Genomic DNA, 18,884 nt, shown 5'->3' with positions numbered 1-18,884 from the left:
AGCTGTCTGATGATTTATTCTGAGGCTAATAGCACTCATTTGTCTAAAGACGACTGAATAAAAAGACTTTTAATCTAAAATCGCAAATCTAAAATCCCAAATTGGTATGACTTTCGCAGAAAGAGACCCCGAATTTGAAAATCTACTGATTTATCTCAGACAAAGCCGGGGATTTGATTTTACAGGCTATAAGCGCTCGACTTTGATGCGTCGGGTAAGCAAGCGGATGCAGTCATTGACCATAGAGAACTTTGAAGAGTATCTAGACTACCTAGAAGTTCATCCAGAAGAATTCAATTATCTTTTAAACACTATCTTAATTAATGTCACCACTTTTTTTCGAGATTTATCAGCTTGGAAATATATAGCAGAGGAAATACTGCCTAATCTGATTAAAAATAAAAAAACTTCTGACCAAATCCGCATCTGGAGCGCTGGCTGTGCTTCTGGGGAAGAAGCTTATACGCTGGCAATATTGATGGCTGAAATATTGGGAGTAGAGGAATTTCGCCAACGAGTGAAAATCTACGCCACAGATGTAGATGAAGATGCTCTCAACCAGGCACGTCTTGCTACGTATTCAGCAAAAGATGTCCAGACGGTGCCAGATGAACTGCGCCAGAAATACTTTGAGATTATTGCGAGCCGCTATGTCTTTCGTCAAGACTTACGCCGCTCAGTGATTTTTGGTCGCCACGATCTGCTTCAAGATGCGCCCATTTCGCGCTTAGATTTGCTGGTTAGCCGCAATACATTAATGTATTTTAATTCTGAGACTCAAGGGCGAATTCTCGCCCGGTTTCATTTTGCACTAAATGATAATGGCTATCTGTTTTTGGGGAAAGCAGAGATGCTATTGATGCATTCTAATTTGTTTACACCATTGGACTTGAAAACCCGGATATTTACTAAGCTATCGTCTGTGAATATACGCGATCGCCTCTTAATTATGGCAAATTCAGTAGATGAAGAATCTAGCGGTCGTTTGTCTCGAAATCTCCGGCTGCGAGACATGGGTTTTGACACAGCAGCAATCGCCCAAATACTCATTGATTTTAATGGCACTCTGGTAATGATGAACGAGGAGGCGCGGACTTTGTTCGCCCTTTCTCGCAAGGATTTAGCTCGTCCCTTCCAGGATTTAGAACTTTCCTATCGACCAGTTGAATTGCGATCGCTAATTGAACAGGCTTATAGTGAACGCCGTCCTGTCAGCCTGACAAATGTAGAGCGCTATTTGTCAAACACAGAAACGCAATATCTGGATGTACAAATTACGCCTTTGCAAGAAACAGACAGCAGTTTTTTAGGAGTCAGCATCGCCTTTCATGATGTCACCCGTTATATTAAACTGCAAGAGGCACTACAACGCTCCCAACAGGAATTAGAAACTACCAACGAAGAACTACAATCTACTAATGAAGAATTAGAAACTACCAACGAAGAGCTACAATCTACTAATGAAGAATTAGAAACCACTAACGAAGAATTACAATCTACTAATGAAGAATTGGAGACGATGAATGAAGAGTTACAATCTACTAATGAAGAATTACAAACAATTAATCACGAAGTGAACGATCGCACCACAGAACTTAATCGCACTAACATTTTCATGATCTCTATTCTCAGAAGTCTCCAAGCTGGAATAGTGGTAATTGATAGCAGCTTTAACATCTCAATTTGGAATTACATGGTAGAAGATTTATGGGGCTTGCGAATTGATGAAGTTTTAGGACAATCTATCTTCAGCCTAGATATTGGGCTACCCGTCGAGCAGTTGCGATCGCCCATTCGCGACTCCCTATCCAAGAAAAAACAGTTTCAAGAAATGATCCTTGATGCTACCAATCGTCGGGGTAGGCAAATAAAATGTTATCTGGCAATTACTCCCCTGCTTGGCATTGAAATGCAGGGAGCAGTTTTAATGATGGTAGATGTAGAGAAAGTCAGCAGTATGATTTCTACTCAAGAGATGCAGGAACGGCAGGAGCAGGATTGACTCGCAGTACTTATAAGGTATTTTTTTACTCGCATATTTCTTAATTATTCTTTGATTACCTCACAAAGCTTATATTAAGTATAAGTCTATTAGGGGTTGGAGATATTTTCCACCGTGCTTTCTGTGATTACATTTTAAGAGAAAGTTTTACTGATGCACTGTACTGGCAGCTAATATTGCTGCTGATTCGGTAAATTTTTCGGCATCCGGTGCTGGATAAATTTAAAGTAGGGATGCTTACGTTATATATATTTTTAGATTAGGCCAAATTAATGAAAGACTTACAAGAAATATTAGCGATCGCTCGTGAGGTAGGTTGGGGTGCAGCAGATATACTGCGATCGTATTACTACGGCACTGCAAAAGACCCTAACTTAGAAGTACAGTATAAAGAAAATGAGCCTGTCACTGTTGCTGATGTAGCTGTAAGTCAATACATTTTGCAGAGACTACAAGCAACTTTAGGTAACGAAGATTTTGCTTACATCAGTGAAGAAACTTACCAATCGCCAAGTAGTGTAGCACAGCCTTCCGCCCCTTGGGTATGGATAATTGACCCTTTAGATGGCACACGAGACTTTATCGAAAAAACTGGGGATTATGCGGTTCACATTGCTTTAGTTAAGGAAACACGCCCAGTTTTGGCAGTGGTAGTAGTACCAGAGGCTCAAAAGTTATATTATGCTACCAAAGGTGGGGGTACATTTGTAGAAACTTGTGATGAATCTATTCCTTTACAAGTGTCGTCAGGTAAAGGAGTTGAGGATTTAACCTTAGTCGTTAGTCGCTCTCACCGCAACCAACGGTTAGATTACTTACTACAAAACTTACCTTGTCAAAATCAGAAATCTGTGGGAAGTGTAGGCTGCAAAATCGCCACAATTGTTGAGCAACAGGCAGATATCTATATTTCCCTTTCCGGCAAGTCTGCGCCCAAAGATTGGGATATGGCAGCCCCCGAACTGATTTTAACAGAAGCTGGTGGTAGGTTTACCCATTTCGATGGAACTCCGTTGCAGTATAACACCGGTGATATCAATCAATGGGGAGGTTTACTGGCTAGCAACGGAGAATATCACGAAGTACTGTGTCAGCAAGCAGAAAGAATTTTAGCGCAGTTTGAGCATAGCTAATGCGACAGATGAATATTTTTTAATTTGCGTTTCAAAAAAATGTTACGACTTTATCATTTATTAATAGGTTCTATTTTGCTGGTGTCAATACCACTGGCAGTAAAATTTCTTCTCCCCCAATTTTCTCCACCGAACGCGGTAAAATCCCCTACCGTTGCAAAACTTCCCAACCCTAACGAGGGAAATATCTGGCAGAAAATCCTGGGAAATACTCCTGCTCCGACTAACTGGCAAGTTGCTGCTTGTAAGGGAAATGCGCCCCTGTTGTGTGTTTCCTCGAAAGGGAAACTTTTGGGTACAGTTGAGATTAACGTTTACTCACTAGCAAACGATGAGGATTTTCAAAAGAAACTCGTAGCAGCTGGTATTCCACCAGGAAACAAGGTGGACTACCAAAGTGACAAATACCAAACCCAGGTATTAACAGCACTCAAGGCTTGGGTTGCAGACCACTACGCTGCTTTTGCGAAAGACCGTCAGGGTGAATATGGAAAAGAGATTTTTTTCTCAGCCTATCCACCGGAACCAGTACCCGTTGGTAAGCTTCAGGGAATCCGCTATGGATTTGCCGGACTCAAGCAAAAAGGTGGAGTACAAGAGCAATATATCGGTCATGTTGCCTTTGATGGTAGTAAACTTTACGTAATTACCACTGCATTTGGCCCAAGTACGCAAACAGGTAAGTTTGATAAATTGGAAAACTTGGCTATTTTTCAACCTTACCTATATGCGATCGCAGCAGATTTGGGTTTACCCTAATTGGCATGGGGCAATTCAATTTTGGATTTTGGATTTTAAATTTTGGATTAAATTTCAATTCTTTAATCCAAAATCTAAAATCTAAAATTCTTGCTCCCCTACTCCCCTACTCCCAATCAACCTAAATCTCAGCCACCGCCCGTTCAATCAGGCGACGTGCTAAAGTTTGCGTGCCAGTGTGTTCATAATAATTCGTTGCTACATCTAGGAACGCCGCGAGGTAGTCTAACTTGTCATCGGCAATATCAACAAAACTTTGCAAATTGCCAACTACCTTTTGTGGCGTTAAATTGTTGCCGTTGACTAACCCACTCATCCAACCTTTAACTGAGTCAAAGCTTTCGCCGATAAAGGCGAGTTTACTACCAGCATTGTTCCCTGGAATCACATCTTTGATGTTTTGGAAAGTCGAGTTTTTTTCTAACTCCTGTGGATTTGTTTGATTAATTCCAGATATCGCTTTGCTGATGAAGTCTGGCCCAAGAGGGATCAAACCATCAACACAAACTAATGCCACCATGCGGATGAGTGACTCACCACTATACTCACCTAAAGAGGCGACAAAATCCCCAATACTGTCTCCAGGAATGCCGTTAATTTGGCAGAAGGCTACTAACTCAGCCACTAATTTTAATGTTAGATCGATGGTTTGGGCTTTGTCAGGTTTAGGAGTGACAGAGTTTAAAAAACCCAACAAAGGAATTTTCTCGCCAACTTTGTTAGCTAAAGCTGCTGCACCAATAGCTCTATCTGTACCATCAACGGTTTGATATAACCACAAGGCTGTTTGGTATCCTTGGGATTTGTCGTTGAATAGATAAATCGCTCTTTCACCAATTTGCTGAATTAAATCTTCGTCTTCTTCGCCAGTGACAGTCTTAATAGTGTTGACAAAACCCACGGTATTTTGCCACTGGCCAGGAGCAACAAAATCGAGGGAATTCAACATAGAAATGGTCAAACCGCTAGTTGGTAATTGATCAACTAACTCAACAATCGATTTACTCACAAAAATCTCCTTATTTAGGTTTTGTTATCTGAATGTTCGTGGTGCAAATTATTTTAGTTTAGCCAAACCATTAAGATTAAACTTCTCTAGCCAATTGGCGCGATCGCTAGCTTTAAATGACGGATCGCGGGAAAGTGCTTTTACTTGGTACTTACCTACCAAAATTGCAGTTTGCGTGTTACCAAGCTCTACTGCGGGATAACCCCCAATTTTTTTGGTACTTTTCGAGAATTTTGCTGCTGCACTCGGTGTGCTGCTGGTATCAGAAATAGACAGCAACGCTACTTCTTTACCGCCTTTTTTCAACTTCGCTTCCGCAAAACCTTTTTTCTCTTGGGTATAGACGCGCTGGTAGCCATCACCTGCATCAGGGAAAAGTTTATTAAATTCGCTACCCTGAGTTGCGGTTTTAGTCACCGCTTGACCTTTTCTTTGTTGAGTGCTTTCTTTTTGTGCTTGATCAAAACGTCCAGGTGTTTTTGGAGTACAGGCTGTTGTCAGTAGTACTATTGACAGCAACAAAGCGGCTATTACCCTACGCCCACGGTGTAAAATCATTCTTGGCTTCTCCTTATACTTGAGCTTTGAGGCAATTATCTGCGCTGCTAGCAATTATTACCCGTAAAATTTACTTTTTGATAATTATTGCCTAGGTTGTGAATTATGGCGGTCTAGTTTTGATGCAACACCCATCAATATTTTTGCACTTCAAAAAAAGTGTCCAGCGCCATGTTTAACGTACCAATTAACCCAATGCAAAAACGCCCCCCCTTTCGGGAGAGCGTTTTTTACTTATAGATAATCGTGAAGAACGGATCTCAGATTATGATTAACCGTTGATAGCAGGAGCGGTAAGAGCTACAGGAGCAAAATCACCAGCAGCCAAATCTAGGGGGAAGTTGTGAGCATTGCGCTCGTGCATTACTTCCATACCCAGGTTAGCCCGGTTGATTACATCTGCCCAAGTCGCAATCACACGACCTTCAGAGTCAATGATTGATTGGTTGAAGTTGAAACCGTTCAAGTTGAACGCCATCGTGCTTACACCCAAGGAGGTAAACCAGATGCCGATTACAGGCCATGCTGCTAAGAAGAAGTGCAAGCTGCGGCTGTTGTTGAAGGAAGCGTATTGGAAGATTAGACGACCGAAGTAGCCGTGGGCTGCAACGATGTTGTAGGTTTCTTCTTCTTGACCGAACTTGTAACCGTAGTTCTGTGATTCGGTTTCGGTTGTTTCACGAACTAAGGAAGAAGTTACCAGACTTCCGTGCATTGCAGAGAACAAACTTCCGCCGAATACACCTGCTACACCTAATTGGTGGAAGGGGTGCATTAAGATGTTGTGTTCTGCTTGGAACACGATCATGAAGTTGAATGTTCCGCTTATACCCAAAGGCATACCATCAGAGAAGGAACCTTGTCCGATGGGGTATACCAAGAATACTGCGGATGCTGCTGCAACCGGAGCTGAATATGCGATCGCAATCCAAGGACGCATTCCTAAGCGGTAGGATAGTTCCCATTCACGACCCATGTAGCAGAATATGCCAATCAGGAAGTGGAAGATTACCAATTGGTAAGGACCGCCGTTGTACAACCACTCATCTAGAGAAGCTGCTTCCCAAATTGGGTAGAAGTGCAAGCCGATAGCGTTGGAGGAAGGTACTACTGCACCAGAGATGATGTTGTTTCCGTAAATTAAGGAACCTGCAACGGGTTCACGGATACCATCGATGTCTACTGGAGGTGCGGCGATGAAAGCGATTACGAAGCAGGCGGTGGCTGCTAGCAAGGTAGGGATCATTACTACGCCGAACCAACCGATGTAGATACGGTTGTTGGTGCTGGTGATCCACTCGCAGAATCGATCCCATACGTTGGCGCTTTCGCGACGTTGTAAGGTTGTTGTCATTGTTTTATAAATGCGATTATTTGTGAATGAATTTAGGTAGGTTTCACTACCTGTTACACATCTTAAATAATTTATTGCGTTTTGTAAAGTACTTTCAGAAAAAAATTTTCTCTTGGGATTTACGCACCCGCAACAGAAAATCCCCAATCCACTGAAAAAGGGGGCTTTGGGCAATAGGATTTTGGATTTTAGATTTTGGATTTTGAAAAACGCGCTTTATTCTTCAATTCGGTTCTGGCTGCTTGGATATGGACTCTACACCCACTTCTGGTAAAGGTGTTCATCTAACACAATACCAATGCTTTCAGCCTACTATTCAATAATTTCTACTAATTCTCTAGTATTTAACCCTTTTTAGTACATTTGAACTGCTGTTAGGCTCCACTTTATATTTTCTGGGGCAAACATTTAATTGCAGCAAAGTTTCGCGTTATTTAACGACTGCAACTGGGAAAGATAAGATGTAAGCCAAAATCTCACTTCAAAAGTAGGCGTTTATGTCGCAACCAGAACCTAATATACTCCAACTTGCTAAACAAGGAAATCCAAAAGCTATTGCAACTATAATAAACAGACAACTAGAGCCTAAAGGTATCATTGCTCAAGTTGATTTAAAAGATAACTGTTTACAAATTCTTATAGAAGCAGTTCAATTGCCACCACAACACATTATAGTTGAATACTTCCGTAAATCTTTCACCCATTTGGGTGCTACTGCAATCAAAACTATTAAAGTTTATGGAAAACGGCCGGGAGAAGTATTTTTTGATTGGCATGAATTACTTGATTTAGTAGAACCAACAGCACAAGAACTGTTGAAAATGGCTAAAACTGGTGATAATAAATCAATAAATATCGTGATAAATCAGTATTTACAACCTCAAGGTGTTATAGCCAAAGTAAATTTTAAAGATGGTTGCTTGCGAGTAATACTGGAAGGGCAAGAAGCTCCTAATCAACAATTAATACTCCCTATACTAACTAATGAATTGGACAAATTAAATATTGAGTCTGTTAATAAACTAATAGTATATGGTAAACAAACTAATGAAGAATTTCCAGTATGGCATCAAGAAATTAACTATGATTTACTAACTAAAAATTCAGAAAAAACAGTAGTATCTTTAGCTTTAGTCTCAGTTAATGAGACTAAAGCTAAAGATATTATAAATGTAAGCCCCAGTCAAATTGAAAATATAGATTCTGTCAAGTTGTCAAACTATCTATATTATGAGTTTCTCCCAAATAGAATATATGAACCTCTATCAGTTAGGTTAAAAGCTGAAGAAGAAGAAAATAAAATTCATCAAATAGTAAACGCCTTCAATATTTCTACTCTAGAAGAGGATATCAAGCTATCCATAAGGCAAATAGAAAAGCAAATTGTAAAAACATTAGAAGATAACTTTTATCTCACTTTAGATATAAACCAAGTAGGAAGAATATTTTATGATATTTCCAATCATAGGTTTTCTAGTCTAAAAAATGCAATTAAGCAGATGGATAAATCTATACAGGAAGTTTTAAGTTTTAATTTTAAGGAAGAAACAAGCGAGTTAAAAGCCTTCTTTAAATGAGCCGTAGATGGTCTTACAGGAAGAATTCAATTTACAGAAGTAATTGTAGGGGGTGTAATTGGTAATCTTATTATACCCGGATTAGGGGGTGTAATTGGTGGTGCAGTTGGAGGGTGGTTTGCAGGTAATAATGAACAAAATAAAATGGAGGGAATTCTTAATAAATATGATACGGCTAAAAATAAATTAAATGGAGAATTTAATATTTGGTTACAAAGTTGTTATGAGGAAATTTCTAACTTAATTAATAGTTTATATAAAATAAATCTTATTAAATATCAAGATTTTGTACAATCGGAAGAACTTACTAAACAAGGAAACAAGTGTCTAGATAATAAAAATAATATAGAAGCTATTAAGTTTTACGATACAGCCGTCAACTTAAATCCCCATCGGTATCTACCTTGGAATAATAAAGGTAATGCTTTGAGTTGCTTAGGTAAGTATGAAGAAGCTATTGATGCGTTTGATGAAGCTATTAAAATTAATAATAAATTTTCTATTGCTTTAGAAAATAAAATAATGGTTTTAGAATATCATCTAAAACAATATGAAACTGCCCTTTTCGTATGTGATAATGCTATTTCTCAAGGTTGTAATACTTTTAATATATTACGTGCAAAAAGTTTTTCTCTCTATAAATTAAAGGAATACCAAGAAGCAATTAACCTTAGTGATACAGCTATTTCAATTTATTCTTCTAGTCCTGATATATATCTGTGTTTTATACAGAAAGCTGCCTGTATGATATGGATGGGAGATTCAGAACTTGCTCTAGAAAATCTCAAAGAAGCGATAACGTTAAACCCAGAAGATTCTCAAGAAGCAATAAGAGTTAGTCCGAGCTTTGATAGTCTGAGAAATGATGAAAGATTTATAGGGCTGATGGAATCCTCTCTGGGACTAGATTATAGTAATTTGAAGAAACTATTAGCAGAAAATAATTGGAAACAAGCTGATACAGAAACAACGAAGCTTATGTGTTTAGCGGTTACTAATCATGATAAAAGACTTAATATATTCCCGAACGGTAACACATCGTATACAGAATTAAATAACGAACTAATTCTTAAAATACCAGCTAGAGATTTAAACACAATTGATAAGCTTTGGCTAAATTACAGTCAAGGAAAATTTGGTTTTTCAGTGCAAAAAGAAATTTATCAAAGTTTTGGGGGAACTAAAGAATTTAATGGCGCGATACGAGATAAATTTGGAGAATCAATAGGCTGGAGAATCCCTGATAAAGAGGGAAATTATTTCTGGCGTAAGTCAGACGATTGCGATTATTGTTCTCTAAAACCTAGTGGACATCTTCCTAGCTGTTTATGGGCAGGTACTAATGATAACTGGTTTGAAAATAGAAGAGAGAGATTGATTACCCTTTTTTACCATTTAGAAACTTGTGCTATTGTCAATCTCTCAAAACAGTAATTATTCTCTAGGTTTCTCAACTTACTCAACTGATTTGCTGGTTTAGCGCTTACCTTAGAATCGATGCCGTAAATGTTTTGTTGAATGCAGCTAAATGTGTGTCGAGTCTGATGAATTGAGAAATATTTAGCAATATGTGATTATGCCAAAAGATGGTAACGGCGGATATCTGGTGTAGCAGTTACTAAACCTTCAAGTTTGGCAGCTACTGCTTGGAAATGGGGTGAATCTAGATGAGTATTCAGGGCTTCATCAGAAGTGCACTCCTCTATAAAAGTAAAGTCTGTTGGCTCGGACTGGTTTTGCAAAAGTTCATACCTGATCGCACCTGCTTCCTGTCGGGTTGGCTCGATGAGTTCCAACAGTACAGCTTTTAATTCTTCTACTTTGTTAGGCAAAGCAATACCACGGGCAACAATGCGAATAGTTTGGTTAGTCATTTGTTATGGGGCATTGGGCATTGGGCATTGGGCATTGGGCATTGGGCATTGGGGAAAGACTTGCTGCTCCCCTACTCTGGTGTTTAAATTTATTTAAAACATCTGCTGTAAATATTGCTCATAGCCTAGTTTTTCTAGTTTTGCTTGCTTTGCAATTACTGATTCAGATAGGCTTTGGCGATATTGTTGCACTCTTTCTAGCAATTCTGGTTGCTGAGTTGCGAGGATTTGTATTGCTAAAAGCCCAGCATTTTTGGAATTACCGATCGCCACTGTTGCTACAGGTATACCCGCAGGCATTTGTAAAATAGAATACAAAGAATCAACACCTTGTAAGTTACGAGTAGGTATAGGAACACCGATCACAGGAAGTGGAGTTAAAGAGGCTACCATTCCAGGCAGATGGGCAGCACCACCCGCACCAGCAATAATCACCTTAATACCACGTTGGTGTGCAAATTGAGCATATTGCACCATGCGTTCTGGAGTACGATGAGCAGAAATGATCGCCACTTCGCTCTCAACGCCAAATTCTTCACAAACTGCGATCGCATCTTTCATGGTGGGCAAATCAGAATCGCTGCCCATAATAATACCAACTAGGGGAGTCATAATAATTCAAAATTCAAAATTCAAAATTGTTTGAGCAAGATATGAAAGCTGTGTAATGCCGATCATCATCTCATCTATTGGCGTTGCTTTATATTGATTCATTGGTCTTGGTTGCATCTAAAATCAGATTTAGCTATCTTCTCGCCAATGTAATGACCCAAGCAACACAAAATCCTGTAGATATTATCAATGCTAGAGTGCCTGGTTACAAAGATTTGCAGATGCTCTTGGTTAACCAAGAAGGCATAATTGAGCAAATCTTGCCAATGGGTACAGTAGGGGTACACAGCCGTGCATCCGTAATAAATGTTGCTGGCGACTGGATTTCATTGGGTGGCGTTGATTTACAAATTAACGGTGCTTTGGGATTGGCATTTCCTGATTTGACGGCTAAAAATACTCACTTGCTGGTGAAGATATCACAATTTTTGTGGGATTTCGGGATAGATGGATTTTTACCGACACTTGTGACAACTTCAGTAGAAAAGATTCAGCGATCGCTTGCTATTATTGCTGAGGTTATCCCCAGTCAACAAGCAGGTGCTAAGATTCTGGGAGTACATCTAGAAGGCCCATTTTTGAATTTTCAAAAGCGCGGCGCACACCCAGCAGAGTACTTGTTACCCTTAACAATTGACGAGGTAAGGCGAGTTTTGGGTAATTATGCTCATGTTGTGAAAGTTATCACCTTAGCACCGGAGTTAGATTTCACTGGTGAAGTAATTCCATATTTGCGTTCTCTGGGGATTATTGTCAGTTTAGGACATTCTCAAGCAACATCCGCCCAAGCGCAACGTGCTTTTGAGGAGGGCGCAACGATGGTAACTCATGCTTTCAATGCTATGCCAGTATTACATCACCGCGAACCAGGATTATTAGGGGCAGCAATTACTAATCCTGATGTGATGTGTGGTTTTATTGCTGATGGTAAACACGTTTCGCCCACAATGCTGCAAATTTTGCTTCGCGCTAGCTATCAAGAAAAAGGGCTGTTCCTTGTTAGCGATGCCCTTGCACCTTTGGGGCTACCCGATGGCGTGTATCCTTGGGATAGTCGGCAAATTGAAGTTAAAAACGGTACGGCACAACTGGCGGATGGCACCTTGTCGGGGACGACTTTACCCTTGTTGATGGGAGTTCAGAATTTGGTAAAATGGGGAATTTGTGACGTAGAAAGTGCGATCGCTTTAGCTACTAATGCACCTAGACAAGCGATTGGTTTTCCAGGAATTGCCAAGAGTCAACCCGCTAATTTATTACGCTGGCATTGGGATGAAACTACAAAAGAATTAACTTGGCAACGTGCTATCACAGCAGATTTGCTATATTTTAAGTAATCCATATCAGATTAACTTTATCTCCCTTCATCCCCACACGTACTATAAATTCATGTCCATCATCAGCAAAACTCAGCTTCCACAAATAGGTCTGAGTTTCTCCTTGTTTGAGATGACCGAAATAAGTAGTTGTATAACCCTCAGACATACGTGGAATTAGCGGGGAGCTAACTTGGTCAAATATTTCTTTGGTAATATCTCTTCTGTACTCTAAATCACCTACCCTAAGAAAAAGTTCGTAATTTCCCGCAGCAGTGGCATCCAAAATAGTCTGCAAACAATTAATCACGTTTTCAGGAGGATTTGTCGAATTCATATATTATTCTTTATAGTTAGTGTGACTGAGAGATCAGGCGTTGACTAAACAATATAAGAATATGATACTTGATTTATTTAAATTATCGAACTTTAGAGATCGCACCATCGTTTATTAACGGGGTAATCTTGTTTAAAATCCTTTAAGCTATTGGCTTTTACGTCTAGTTACTCTTGTTTAGTGTGGAACAAGAATCTCGCACCACAGTGTAGCTTGGTGGGAGAATGTCAATAAACTATGCAGGGTTCGGTTGAGTTCGGCTTTGCAGTAGTTGGATAATTGCAGCTTTTTCTAAGATTCCAACTAGCACACCATTCTCACGAATCACGGGGAGGACAGACAGCTTTTGTTGTTCGAGTAACTGCATGACTTCCAGCAGAGGTCGATCTGATTGGACTGTGGTTGATTCAGTAATTGGTCGCATGACTTCTCTGACTTGAGTTTCTGACCACAGTGCTGTTGGGATGGTTCGTAAATTATCAACTGCGTAGGCGTAGCCCGTCGTAGACATCGCACCTACTAATTGTCCATCATCATCAGTCACCAGGAACCGATGCCAGTTTTGCCCGCTTATGACTCGCTCATCGGCAAACTCTCTGAGGGTAAGATTCGCAGATATAATCGGGCTATCTTGAGTTACAGCATCTTCGGCAGTCAAACCTGTGAGTTTTTCTTGCACTCTAGCAAATTGAGCCGCGTTCCCAGCATTTTGTAATAAGAAGAAGCCAACTAACAAGTTCCAGAAGTTACCGAAGCTGCCAAAGAATAGTAGGGGAACTATACCAGAAAGAATTGCTACCCAACCAAAGATTTGCCCAACTCGACTAGCAAAGGTAACGCCTTTATAAGGATTGCCTGTAATTTTCCAAACAATGGCTTTCAGTATATTTCCGCCATCTAAGGGCAAGCCAGGAATCAGGTTAAACAGGGCTAATGCCAAGTTAACAGAAGCTAAAACACCAAGAATTGCCGCTAACGGGCCTGATGCAGTAGTTGTAACGCCAATAGCTGTAACAATACCACATAGTAGTAAGCTTACCATTGGCCCAGCGATCGCTACCCAGAAAGCCTCACCTGGGGTTTTCGACTCTTTTTCTAAGCTAGCCAAACCGCCCAATATAAACAGTGTGATGGATTTAACATCAATACCTTGACCGATCGCAACAAAACTGTGGCCTAATTCATGGGCGACGACAGAGGCAAATAACATCAACGCTGTCATCAATCCTAGTAGCAGAGCTAATCCCGCAGATAATTGGGGAAATTGTGCCGCCAGTCCACTGCTATAGCTCCAAGTTACTAAACCTAGAACTAAAAACCATGACGGATGGATATAGAAGGGAATTCCGAAGAGATTACCAACGCGAATTGTGCCATTCATCTCGTTCACCTTTGATTTCCGCTTCGAGAGGTTTGCTTTGGTGTTTCTCGATGTCTCTAATGTAACGAAAGGTTAAGAGGTTTTAATCTTTCTAACGGTAGTGGTGTCCGTCTGTAAAGGTGCGGTTATTGGTATTATTTTGGGAATAATACCAATTTACAGCTATTTTCAGGTAAATAGACCACGCGGTAGGGGTACAGCAATGCTCATTGGTGTCAACTTAAGCGCAAACTCCTTTAAAACCTCGTTTCTAGCCTCTTGCTGGAAATGCTGCTCTTGGCGGCTCTGCCGCCAGCAAAGAAGGCGGAGCCTCTAGAACGGCATTCCCAGCCTGAGGCTCTTAACGAGACAATCTAAAAGCTAGTTATAGACTGGTTTTCACGTTAAGATCACACGTATGAGCAATGCTGTGCCCCTACGACAGATGTGGTTCAAATACTTGAATTCTGCTGTAACTATATATTTTGCCTAATTATCAACAACAAATATCTCAAAGCCTTATTTTGTGTACATTCTAGCTAATTCTTGATGATGGGATTTACGTTCTAAAGCCTAGCTATACAAAGGCTTTGATTATTTTCGGAGATGTCTATAGAGTATCGAAGCTCTGATCATCCTTGCAACCATTGGCTTCAAGGAACTTTTGACGCACTTCTGTTTTTAGTGCTAGTGCTTCTGCTGGTTGAGTACCCGCCTCACAGTGCTTAATTACATCTTCATAAGCACTCTCCCTCAGAGTTTTATTTTCAGCCTGAACTTGCTCCAACTGAGTTTTTATGGCTTGCAGTTGGGATGCTAAAGCAGCTGATTTATGATATTTAACTTTTAAAGCTTGCTTTGCATTGGCTAACAAGGTTTTATAATCTAGCTGAATCTTGATCTTGATTTTTTTCCGATTCCACTTTTATCTCTTGATCAAGAGATTTTCGTTGATCCACTCTCGTCAGTTATATGACAAAACTGGCGAGAGTTTATTCAGGAGTGCTGTTAGCGGATAGCTATGGTTTAGCCCGTGCTGAGTAATAAGTAGTACTTAATTAATCTTTTCACTCAGTGAGAAGTCGGAGATAAGGCTTGGGGGCTATCTGAACTTCTCCCTACAGCCCTTTGGGCATCTTACGGCAAGTGCTAGCGTCTCCCTTTAGGAAAGGGAAGCCACTGCCTGCGTTGCTGGGGTTCCGCCCATTGTAGCAAGTGGCATGAGACGCCAAGGGCGAACGGTAAATCAGTACTGAGTTATCGCACTTAAGGCTCGAAATAAATAGGGATTTCTTTTCCATCCCTCAAGGCACTTGCTCTAGACCAAGTTGATGCCTGGTTGGTCTAGTTTTACTTTTTTACTCACCACTTCTTTCTGGGCACTCAGCACTGTTTCGGTAAGTATTGTCTGTGTTATCTGAGTATTAGTTAGTTCACTAGTAATGGTGATTCCGAGTGAGGATTTTCCTTAATACTACTCAGACAAAAACTAATGTGGGAGCGGATAGCTCGCTCATAAACTCCAGTCTGCTGAGTGCGTACCCCTACAGCCTGATATATTAAATTAATTTCTGGGAATTCAGACCAATACATCAAAAATATGTCTTTCGCTGGAGTAATAATTTCATAATTATTCTCTTGTCTTTTCTTTCTGAGTTTACAATTATTTAGTTGTAATTTTTGTCTGAATAGTTTTTCAAATTCTGGAATTAAATCTGAAGCAGTTTTCATGTTTTATACACGTTAAAACGTGTTAAGGATGCAAAGACTATCTGATGATATTACTAAGTATGACACTTCAGATACCTCTTACTATATAGTGTATCAGTTATCGGGTGTTTGAGAAGGGAATTTAGACGCCCGGTAACTCGTTGGCGCAGCTTCTGGTAGAGAAGAGGCTGTGCGAGCCGCGATCTGTTGATCAGGATTTTATATGGCATAACTTAGGTATTTATTAACTTCTACTTACTAAGAGTTTGTCCCCTTATGATGTTGTGTCAGTGTAGCTAGTACAGGCGTAAGTTTGCCTACCTTTAACCAGTTGCTCTGAACAACTTGTCTGCCCTAAGTCTTGTTAATTGAGATGGTAGCTGGACTGACGCCAAGCTGTACTAGTTGGCAAAGACACCCTGTATAATTACACCGCTAAATCATCTTCTCTTTAGAGCCTTGCGGGGCAATTCAGCACCTAGATGCTACAGCCTGGACCTTCAAGACCCTCTGCAAAGCTGATTAATTCCAAGTACTCTGGATTTTCCACGAACTGTTTAGCAGCAAGCAATCCGGCAATGCTCCAAGTTTGATAAATTCTGGCTTCTTTGCCAATTAAACGACCATTGTGGCCATCGTAGTATTCCGGGAATTTATCCTTAAATAAACGCTTTTCGGCAATAGCGATCGCAGCTTGGGCAAGTTCTGTTCGACCTGTTTTCTGTGCCGCAGCAGCAAATAACCACAGTAAAACTGGCCAGTTACCACCGTTATGATAAGACCAAGCGCTGTTCTTAGAGTCACATCCTGTAACAATTCTCCACTCTAAACCTTCCAAGGCTGGAAAGCAGATTTTAACAGGCATATAGCCAATCAAGTCTTGCCAACGCTGGGCAAATAAATTCATGATGCTTTGAGATTCTGTGTCGCTGGCTAAGGAAACTAAGATTGACATCAGATTTCCCAGAGCAAAAAAGCGAAAATCTATCCGTCCCGGCCCCAGATTTCCTGCTAAATATCCTCCAGTTTCGGGCAACCAGTCGGTTAACCAACTGGGGATTGATTCTGAGTGGATGTTAAATTTATTAACAATTTCTTTACCAAATTCGTTACCCTTGTAACGATAGATTTCCCCCAATCGCTTCAAGTCTAGCCAATAATAGTTGCGGATATGATATTTCAAAGATCCTAATCGCCTATTGACTTTGGTGAGGTAGCTATCGCCATCTCCATCTGGTAAAAGCAATTCACTAGCTGCCCTCAAGGACGCATAGAATAACACCTGAATTTCTAGAGGATGTTCGTAGACTCCCATGCGACGGTCAATCATAAACGCGCCATCGGGAACTAACATTGTTGGGTACATGGAAAAGCGATGTACCAGGCAAAGATCCAAAATTAGTTTGATTCCTGCTTGAAAATCTGGCTGACGCGCTAGGGACAAATCGCCTGTAGCTTTTTCATAAGCCCGTAGCAGGAGAATCCACCACATACAGGAATCAATTGGGGGAACGCGAGCGATCGCTTGCTCACCAAAATCAGCGACCAAAAATTCCTCATTCCCATTAAAATGTACCTTGAAACTTGCAGGCATTAATCCCGCTCCTGGTTCAAAGCAGTCTATCTGCTTTTCATGACTTTGTAATTTCAGTGTTTCTACTAAGAAGTTGCGGACAATCTCTGGTTTGCCGTGCATGAGAAACACTAAGGCAGAAGGAACAAAATCGCGGAGAAAGCACTGATCATAATTGAGTGCATCTGACTCCAGATCGTGGGCGGCTATAGTCCCAATGGGTTTTCCCTGGTAATAAATTATCGACTTTTCCAACAGTTTCCAGGCTTCTGTTTCCAGCAGACTGTTATTATCGATCGTGCTAGTCATAAGCGTTTAATTCCACTAATAGTATGTATCGGCTCAATTGTGGAAAGTACGCAAGCCTTACCTCAAATTGACCAGGTTTCTCGGAAGTCAGCATACAGAGTCAATCCACCATCTACAAACAACGTTTGTCCGGTGATGGGTGATGTATGATATACATCGGTCGAGGAATAATTTCGTGAACGCTGGAAATATTAATAATCATCCCCGAACGATTAAGAGACAGGAGGTATTTAATAGTTTCACGGGCGCAGAGATACACACCCCGGAGATTGACTGCAATTACTCGATCAAAGTCTGCTGTGGTAACTTCGTGGGATAGACTTTCTGTTTGAATACCAGCATTGTTAACTAGAATATCTACACTACCAAATTCCTTAACGACGGTTTGACATCTCAACAATGTCTGATTCTTGGGAGACATTTCCCTGAACCAGTAGCGACTTCACACCACAGTTTTCGATATTTTTGCAGGCTTTTTGCAATGCCATCTCTTCTGTGTCTGTCGCAGCTTTAGGGTCTTTGCGGTAATTGATGGCGATCTTGCACCCTTGTTAGGCAAGTCTGATTGCGATCGCCTGACCGATACCTGACGTTGCACCTGTAATTAAGACATTCTTTCCTTCTAACACTATCATATTTCCTCCCTAATACCATTTCTGTTTGAAGATGCGCCCATAAGACTGATACAAAACTACAGGCTGTAGGGGCAATTCATGAATTGCCCCTACGTGAATAAAGCGCAGCCTCATATAGAATTGGTATAAGCTGCCCTTGCTTGAATTTGTATTCAGTCAAACAATTTTAGATTTTAGATTTTAGATTATTCCTTCAATTCCAAATTTAAAATTGGCACAGTCCCACGTTTTTAAGTTTAGGTTTATTCTGCCTGCTGCCTGATGAATTAGTATCTACTACTGGAAAAAAGTAGAATATCTATTACTTCGCCCACTACCAAACCCAATACCGCTATAAATGTTAAAACCCAAAATGAATCTAGCTTGTTGTAGCCAGAAAAGCGCATTTCAAAATCAGCTAAAAGCGTAGTTGCTAAGGGTATGATAAAGAGCCGTAATAATAATGACCAAGTTGCTACTAAAGCAATTGATATACTTAAAAATAATATGATAACTAAGGTTTGAGAGCCAAATTCAACTAAACGATCTAACCAAGAAATGCTCTTTCGCACTACAGCTATAACCATAGCAGCGACAAAAGCTCCCACTAACCAAATTATATGATTAGCAGCAAGATACCATCCCAGAAGAGTGTAAGCCAATAAGAGTAATACTAAAGGCATCAAAGGAATCCTGTTAAAAAATTCCACATTCATACTGCCAAGGCTTGTAAAAATACCAAGTTAATCTCTTAATATTAGTCAAAAATTTTACTACTTAAGCCTGT

At 40.4% G+C, this 18,884-nt stretch carries 17 protein-coding genes and 1 pseudogene; 6 read left to right on the top strand and 12 right to left on the bottom strand.

Features of this window, described 5'->3' with window-relative positions; all coding sequences use genetic code 11:
- The first annotated feature begins 106 nt into the window (after window positions 1-106).
- The 3 genes from V7K31_RS20605 to V7K31_RS20595 all read left to right on the top strand — a co-directional run bounded on the left by V7K31_RS20605 (window position 107) and on the right by V7K31_RS20595 (window position 3,894).
- Window positions 107-2,002: a CheR family methyltransferase gene (locus V7K31_RS20605; protein WP_335096505.1), complete on the top strand. Its 1,896-nt coding sequence runs from the start codon at window positions 107-109 to the stop codon at window positions 2,000-2,002.
- Window positions 2,003-2,274: 272 nt separating this feature from the next.
- The gene (locus tag V7K31_RS20600; RefSeq protein ID WP_335096503.1) at window positions 2,275-3,135 is read left to right on the top strand and encodes a 3'(2'),5'-bisphosphate nucleotidase CysQ family protein; all 861 of its coding nucleotides are present in this window, start codon (window positions 2,275-2,277) and stop codon (window positions 3,133-3,135) included.
- 39 nt (window positions 3,136-3,174) lie between these two features.
- Window positions 3,175-3,894: a hypothetical protein gene (locus V7K31_RS20595; protein WP_335096501.1), complete on the top strand. Its 720-nt coding sequence runs from the start codon at window positions 3,175-3,177 to the stop codon at window positions 3,892-3,894.
- Window positions 3,895-4,015: 121 nt separating this feature from the next.
- Here the strand turns inward: V7K31_RS20595 and V7K31_RS20590 are convergent, their stop codons facing one another.
- From V7K31_RS20590 to psbA, 3 genes are all read right to left on the bottom strand, one after another.
- Entirely contained in the window at window positions 4,016-4,903 is an 888-nt protein-coding gene (locus V7K31_RS20590; protein WP_335096500.1) for a hypothetical protein, read from the bottom strand.
- Window positions 4,904-4,951: 48 nt separating this feature from the next.
- On the bottom strand, window positions 4,952-5,461 hold the full coding sequence (locus V7K31_RS20585) for a hypothetical protein (RefSeq protein ID WP_335096498.1): 510 nt from the start codon (window positions 5,459-5,461) through the stop codon (window positions 4,952-4,954).
- A 271-nt stretch (window positions 5,462-5,732) separates the two neighbouring features.
- Window positions 5,733-6,815 (bottom strand): photosystem II q(b) protein, encoded by a 1,083-nt coding sequence (psbA, locus tag V7K31_RS20580; RefSeq protein ID WP_334781095.1) that lies wholly within the window; start codon window positions 6,813-6,815, stop codon window positions 5,733-5,735.
- A gap of 497 nt (window positions 6,816-7,312) precedes the next feature.
- Here psbA and V7K31_RS20575 point away from each other — a divergent pair, with 497 nt between their 5' ends.
- Both V7K31_RS20575 and V7K31_RS20570 read left to right on the top strand, forming a co-directional pair.
- Window positions 7,313-8,392 (top strand): hypothetical protein, encoded by a 1,080-nt coding sequence (locus V7K31_RS20575; RefSeq protein WP_335096497.1) that lies wholly within the window; start codon window positions 7,313-7,315, stop codon window positions 8,390-8,392.
- Between the two features lie 144 nt (window positions 8,393-8,536).
- Window positions 8,537-9,826 carry a GUN4 domain-containing protein gene (locus V7K31_RS20570; protein ID WP_335096495.1) on the top strand — a complete coding sequence of 430 codons (1,290 nt, stop codon included), beginning with the start codon at window positions 8,537-8,539 and terminating at the stop codon, window positions 9,824-9,826.
- A 140-nt stretch (window positions 9,827-9,966) separates the two neighbouring features.
- Here V7K31_RS20570 and V7K31_RS20565 read toward each other — a convergent pair whose 3' ends face one another.
- Complete coding sequence (locus V7K31_RS20565) at window positions 9,967-10,266, bottom strand: putative quinol monooxygenase (protein WP_335096494.1); 300 nt, start codon at window positions 10,264-10,266, stop codon at window positions 9,967-9,969.
- A gap of 93 nt (window positions 10,267-10,359) precedes the next feature.
- Window positions 10,360-10,878 carry a 5-(carboxyamino)imidazole ribonucleotide mutase gene (gene purE / locus V7K31_RS20560; RefSeq protein WP_335096493.1) on the bottom strand — a complete coding sequence of 173 codons (519 nt, stop codon included), beginning with the start codon at window positions 10,876-10,878 and terminating at the stop codon, window positions 10,360-10,362.
- A gap of 152 nt (window positions 10,879-11,030) precedes the next feature.
- Here purE and nagA point away from each other — a divergent pair, with 152 nt between their 5' ends.
- Window positions 11,031-12,215, top strand: a complete 1,185-nt coding sequence (gene nagA / locus V7K31_RS20555) for an N-acetylglucosamine-6-phosphate deacetylase (RefSeq protein WP_335096492.1) — start codon at window positions 11,031-11,033, stop codon at window positions 12,213-12,215.
- Here the strand turns inward: nagA and V7K31_RS20550 are convergent.
- The 7 genes and pseudogenes from V7K31_RS20550 to V7K31_RS20520 all read right to left on the bottom strand — a co-directional run bounded on the left by V7K31_RS20550 (window position 12,208) and on the right by V7K31_RS20520 (window position 18,813).
- Window positions 12,208-12,531, bottom strand: coding sequence for a hypothetical protein (locus V7K31_RS20550; RefSeq protein ID WP_335096491.1), 324 nt, complete (start codon window positions 12,529-12,531; stop codon window positions 12,208-12,210). The two genes, nagA and V7K31_RS20550, sit on opposite strands and share 8 nt — an antisense overlap.
- Window positions 12,532-12,766: 235 nt before the next feature.
- Window positions 12,767-13,912 carry a site-2 protease family protein gene (locus tag V7K31_RS20545; protein WP_335096640.1) on the bottom strand — a complete coding sequence of 382 codons (1,146 nt, stop codon included), beginning with the start codon at window positions 13,910-13,912 and terminating at the stop codon, window positions 12,767-12,769.
- 589 nt (window positions 13,913-14,501) lie between these two features.
- Entirely contained in the window at window positions 14,502-14,765 is a 264-nt protein-coding gene (locus tag V7K31_RS20540) for a hypothetical protein (protein WP_335096489.1), read from the bottom strand.
- A gap of 554 nt (window positions 14,766-15,319) precedes the next feature.
- Window positions 15,320-15,622 carry a hypothetical protein gene (locus V7K31_RS20535; RefSeq protein WP_334828019.1) on the bottom strand — a complete coding sequence of 101 codons (303 nt, stop codon included), beginning with the start codon at window positions 15,620-15,622 and terminating at the stop codon, window positions 15,320-15,322.
- 457 nt (window positions 15,623-16,079) lie between these two features.
- The gene (locus V7K31_RS20530) at window positions 16,080-17,483 is read right to left on the bottom strand and encodes a glycoside hydrolase 100 family protein (protein ID WP_335096487.1); all 1,404 of its coding nucleotides are present in this window, start codon (window positions 17,481-17,483) and stop codon (window positions 16,080-16,082) included.
- 62 nt (window positions 17,484-17,545) lie between these two features.
- Window positions 17,546-18,118 (bottom strand): annotated as a pseudogene (locus V7K31_RS20525) (SDR family NAD(P)-dependent oxidoreductase).
- Window positions 18,119-18,384: 266 nt separating this feature from the next.
- Complete coding sequence (locus V7K31_RS20520) at window positions 18,385-18,813, bottom strand: hypothetical protein (RefSeq protein ID WP_335096486.1); 429 nt, start codon at window positions 18,811-18,813, stop codon at window positions 18,385-18,387.
- Window positions 18,814-18,884 lie beyond the last annotated feature (71 nt).

The sequence above is a fragment of the Nostoc sp. genome (assembly GCF_036917675.1).
In the GTDB taxonomy this organism is placed as follows: Bacteria; Cyanobacteriota; Cyanobacteriia; order Cyanobacteriales; family Nostocaceae; genus Nostoc.
This window is presented reverse-complemented; position numbering and strand designations above follow the sequence as displayed.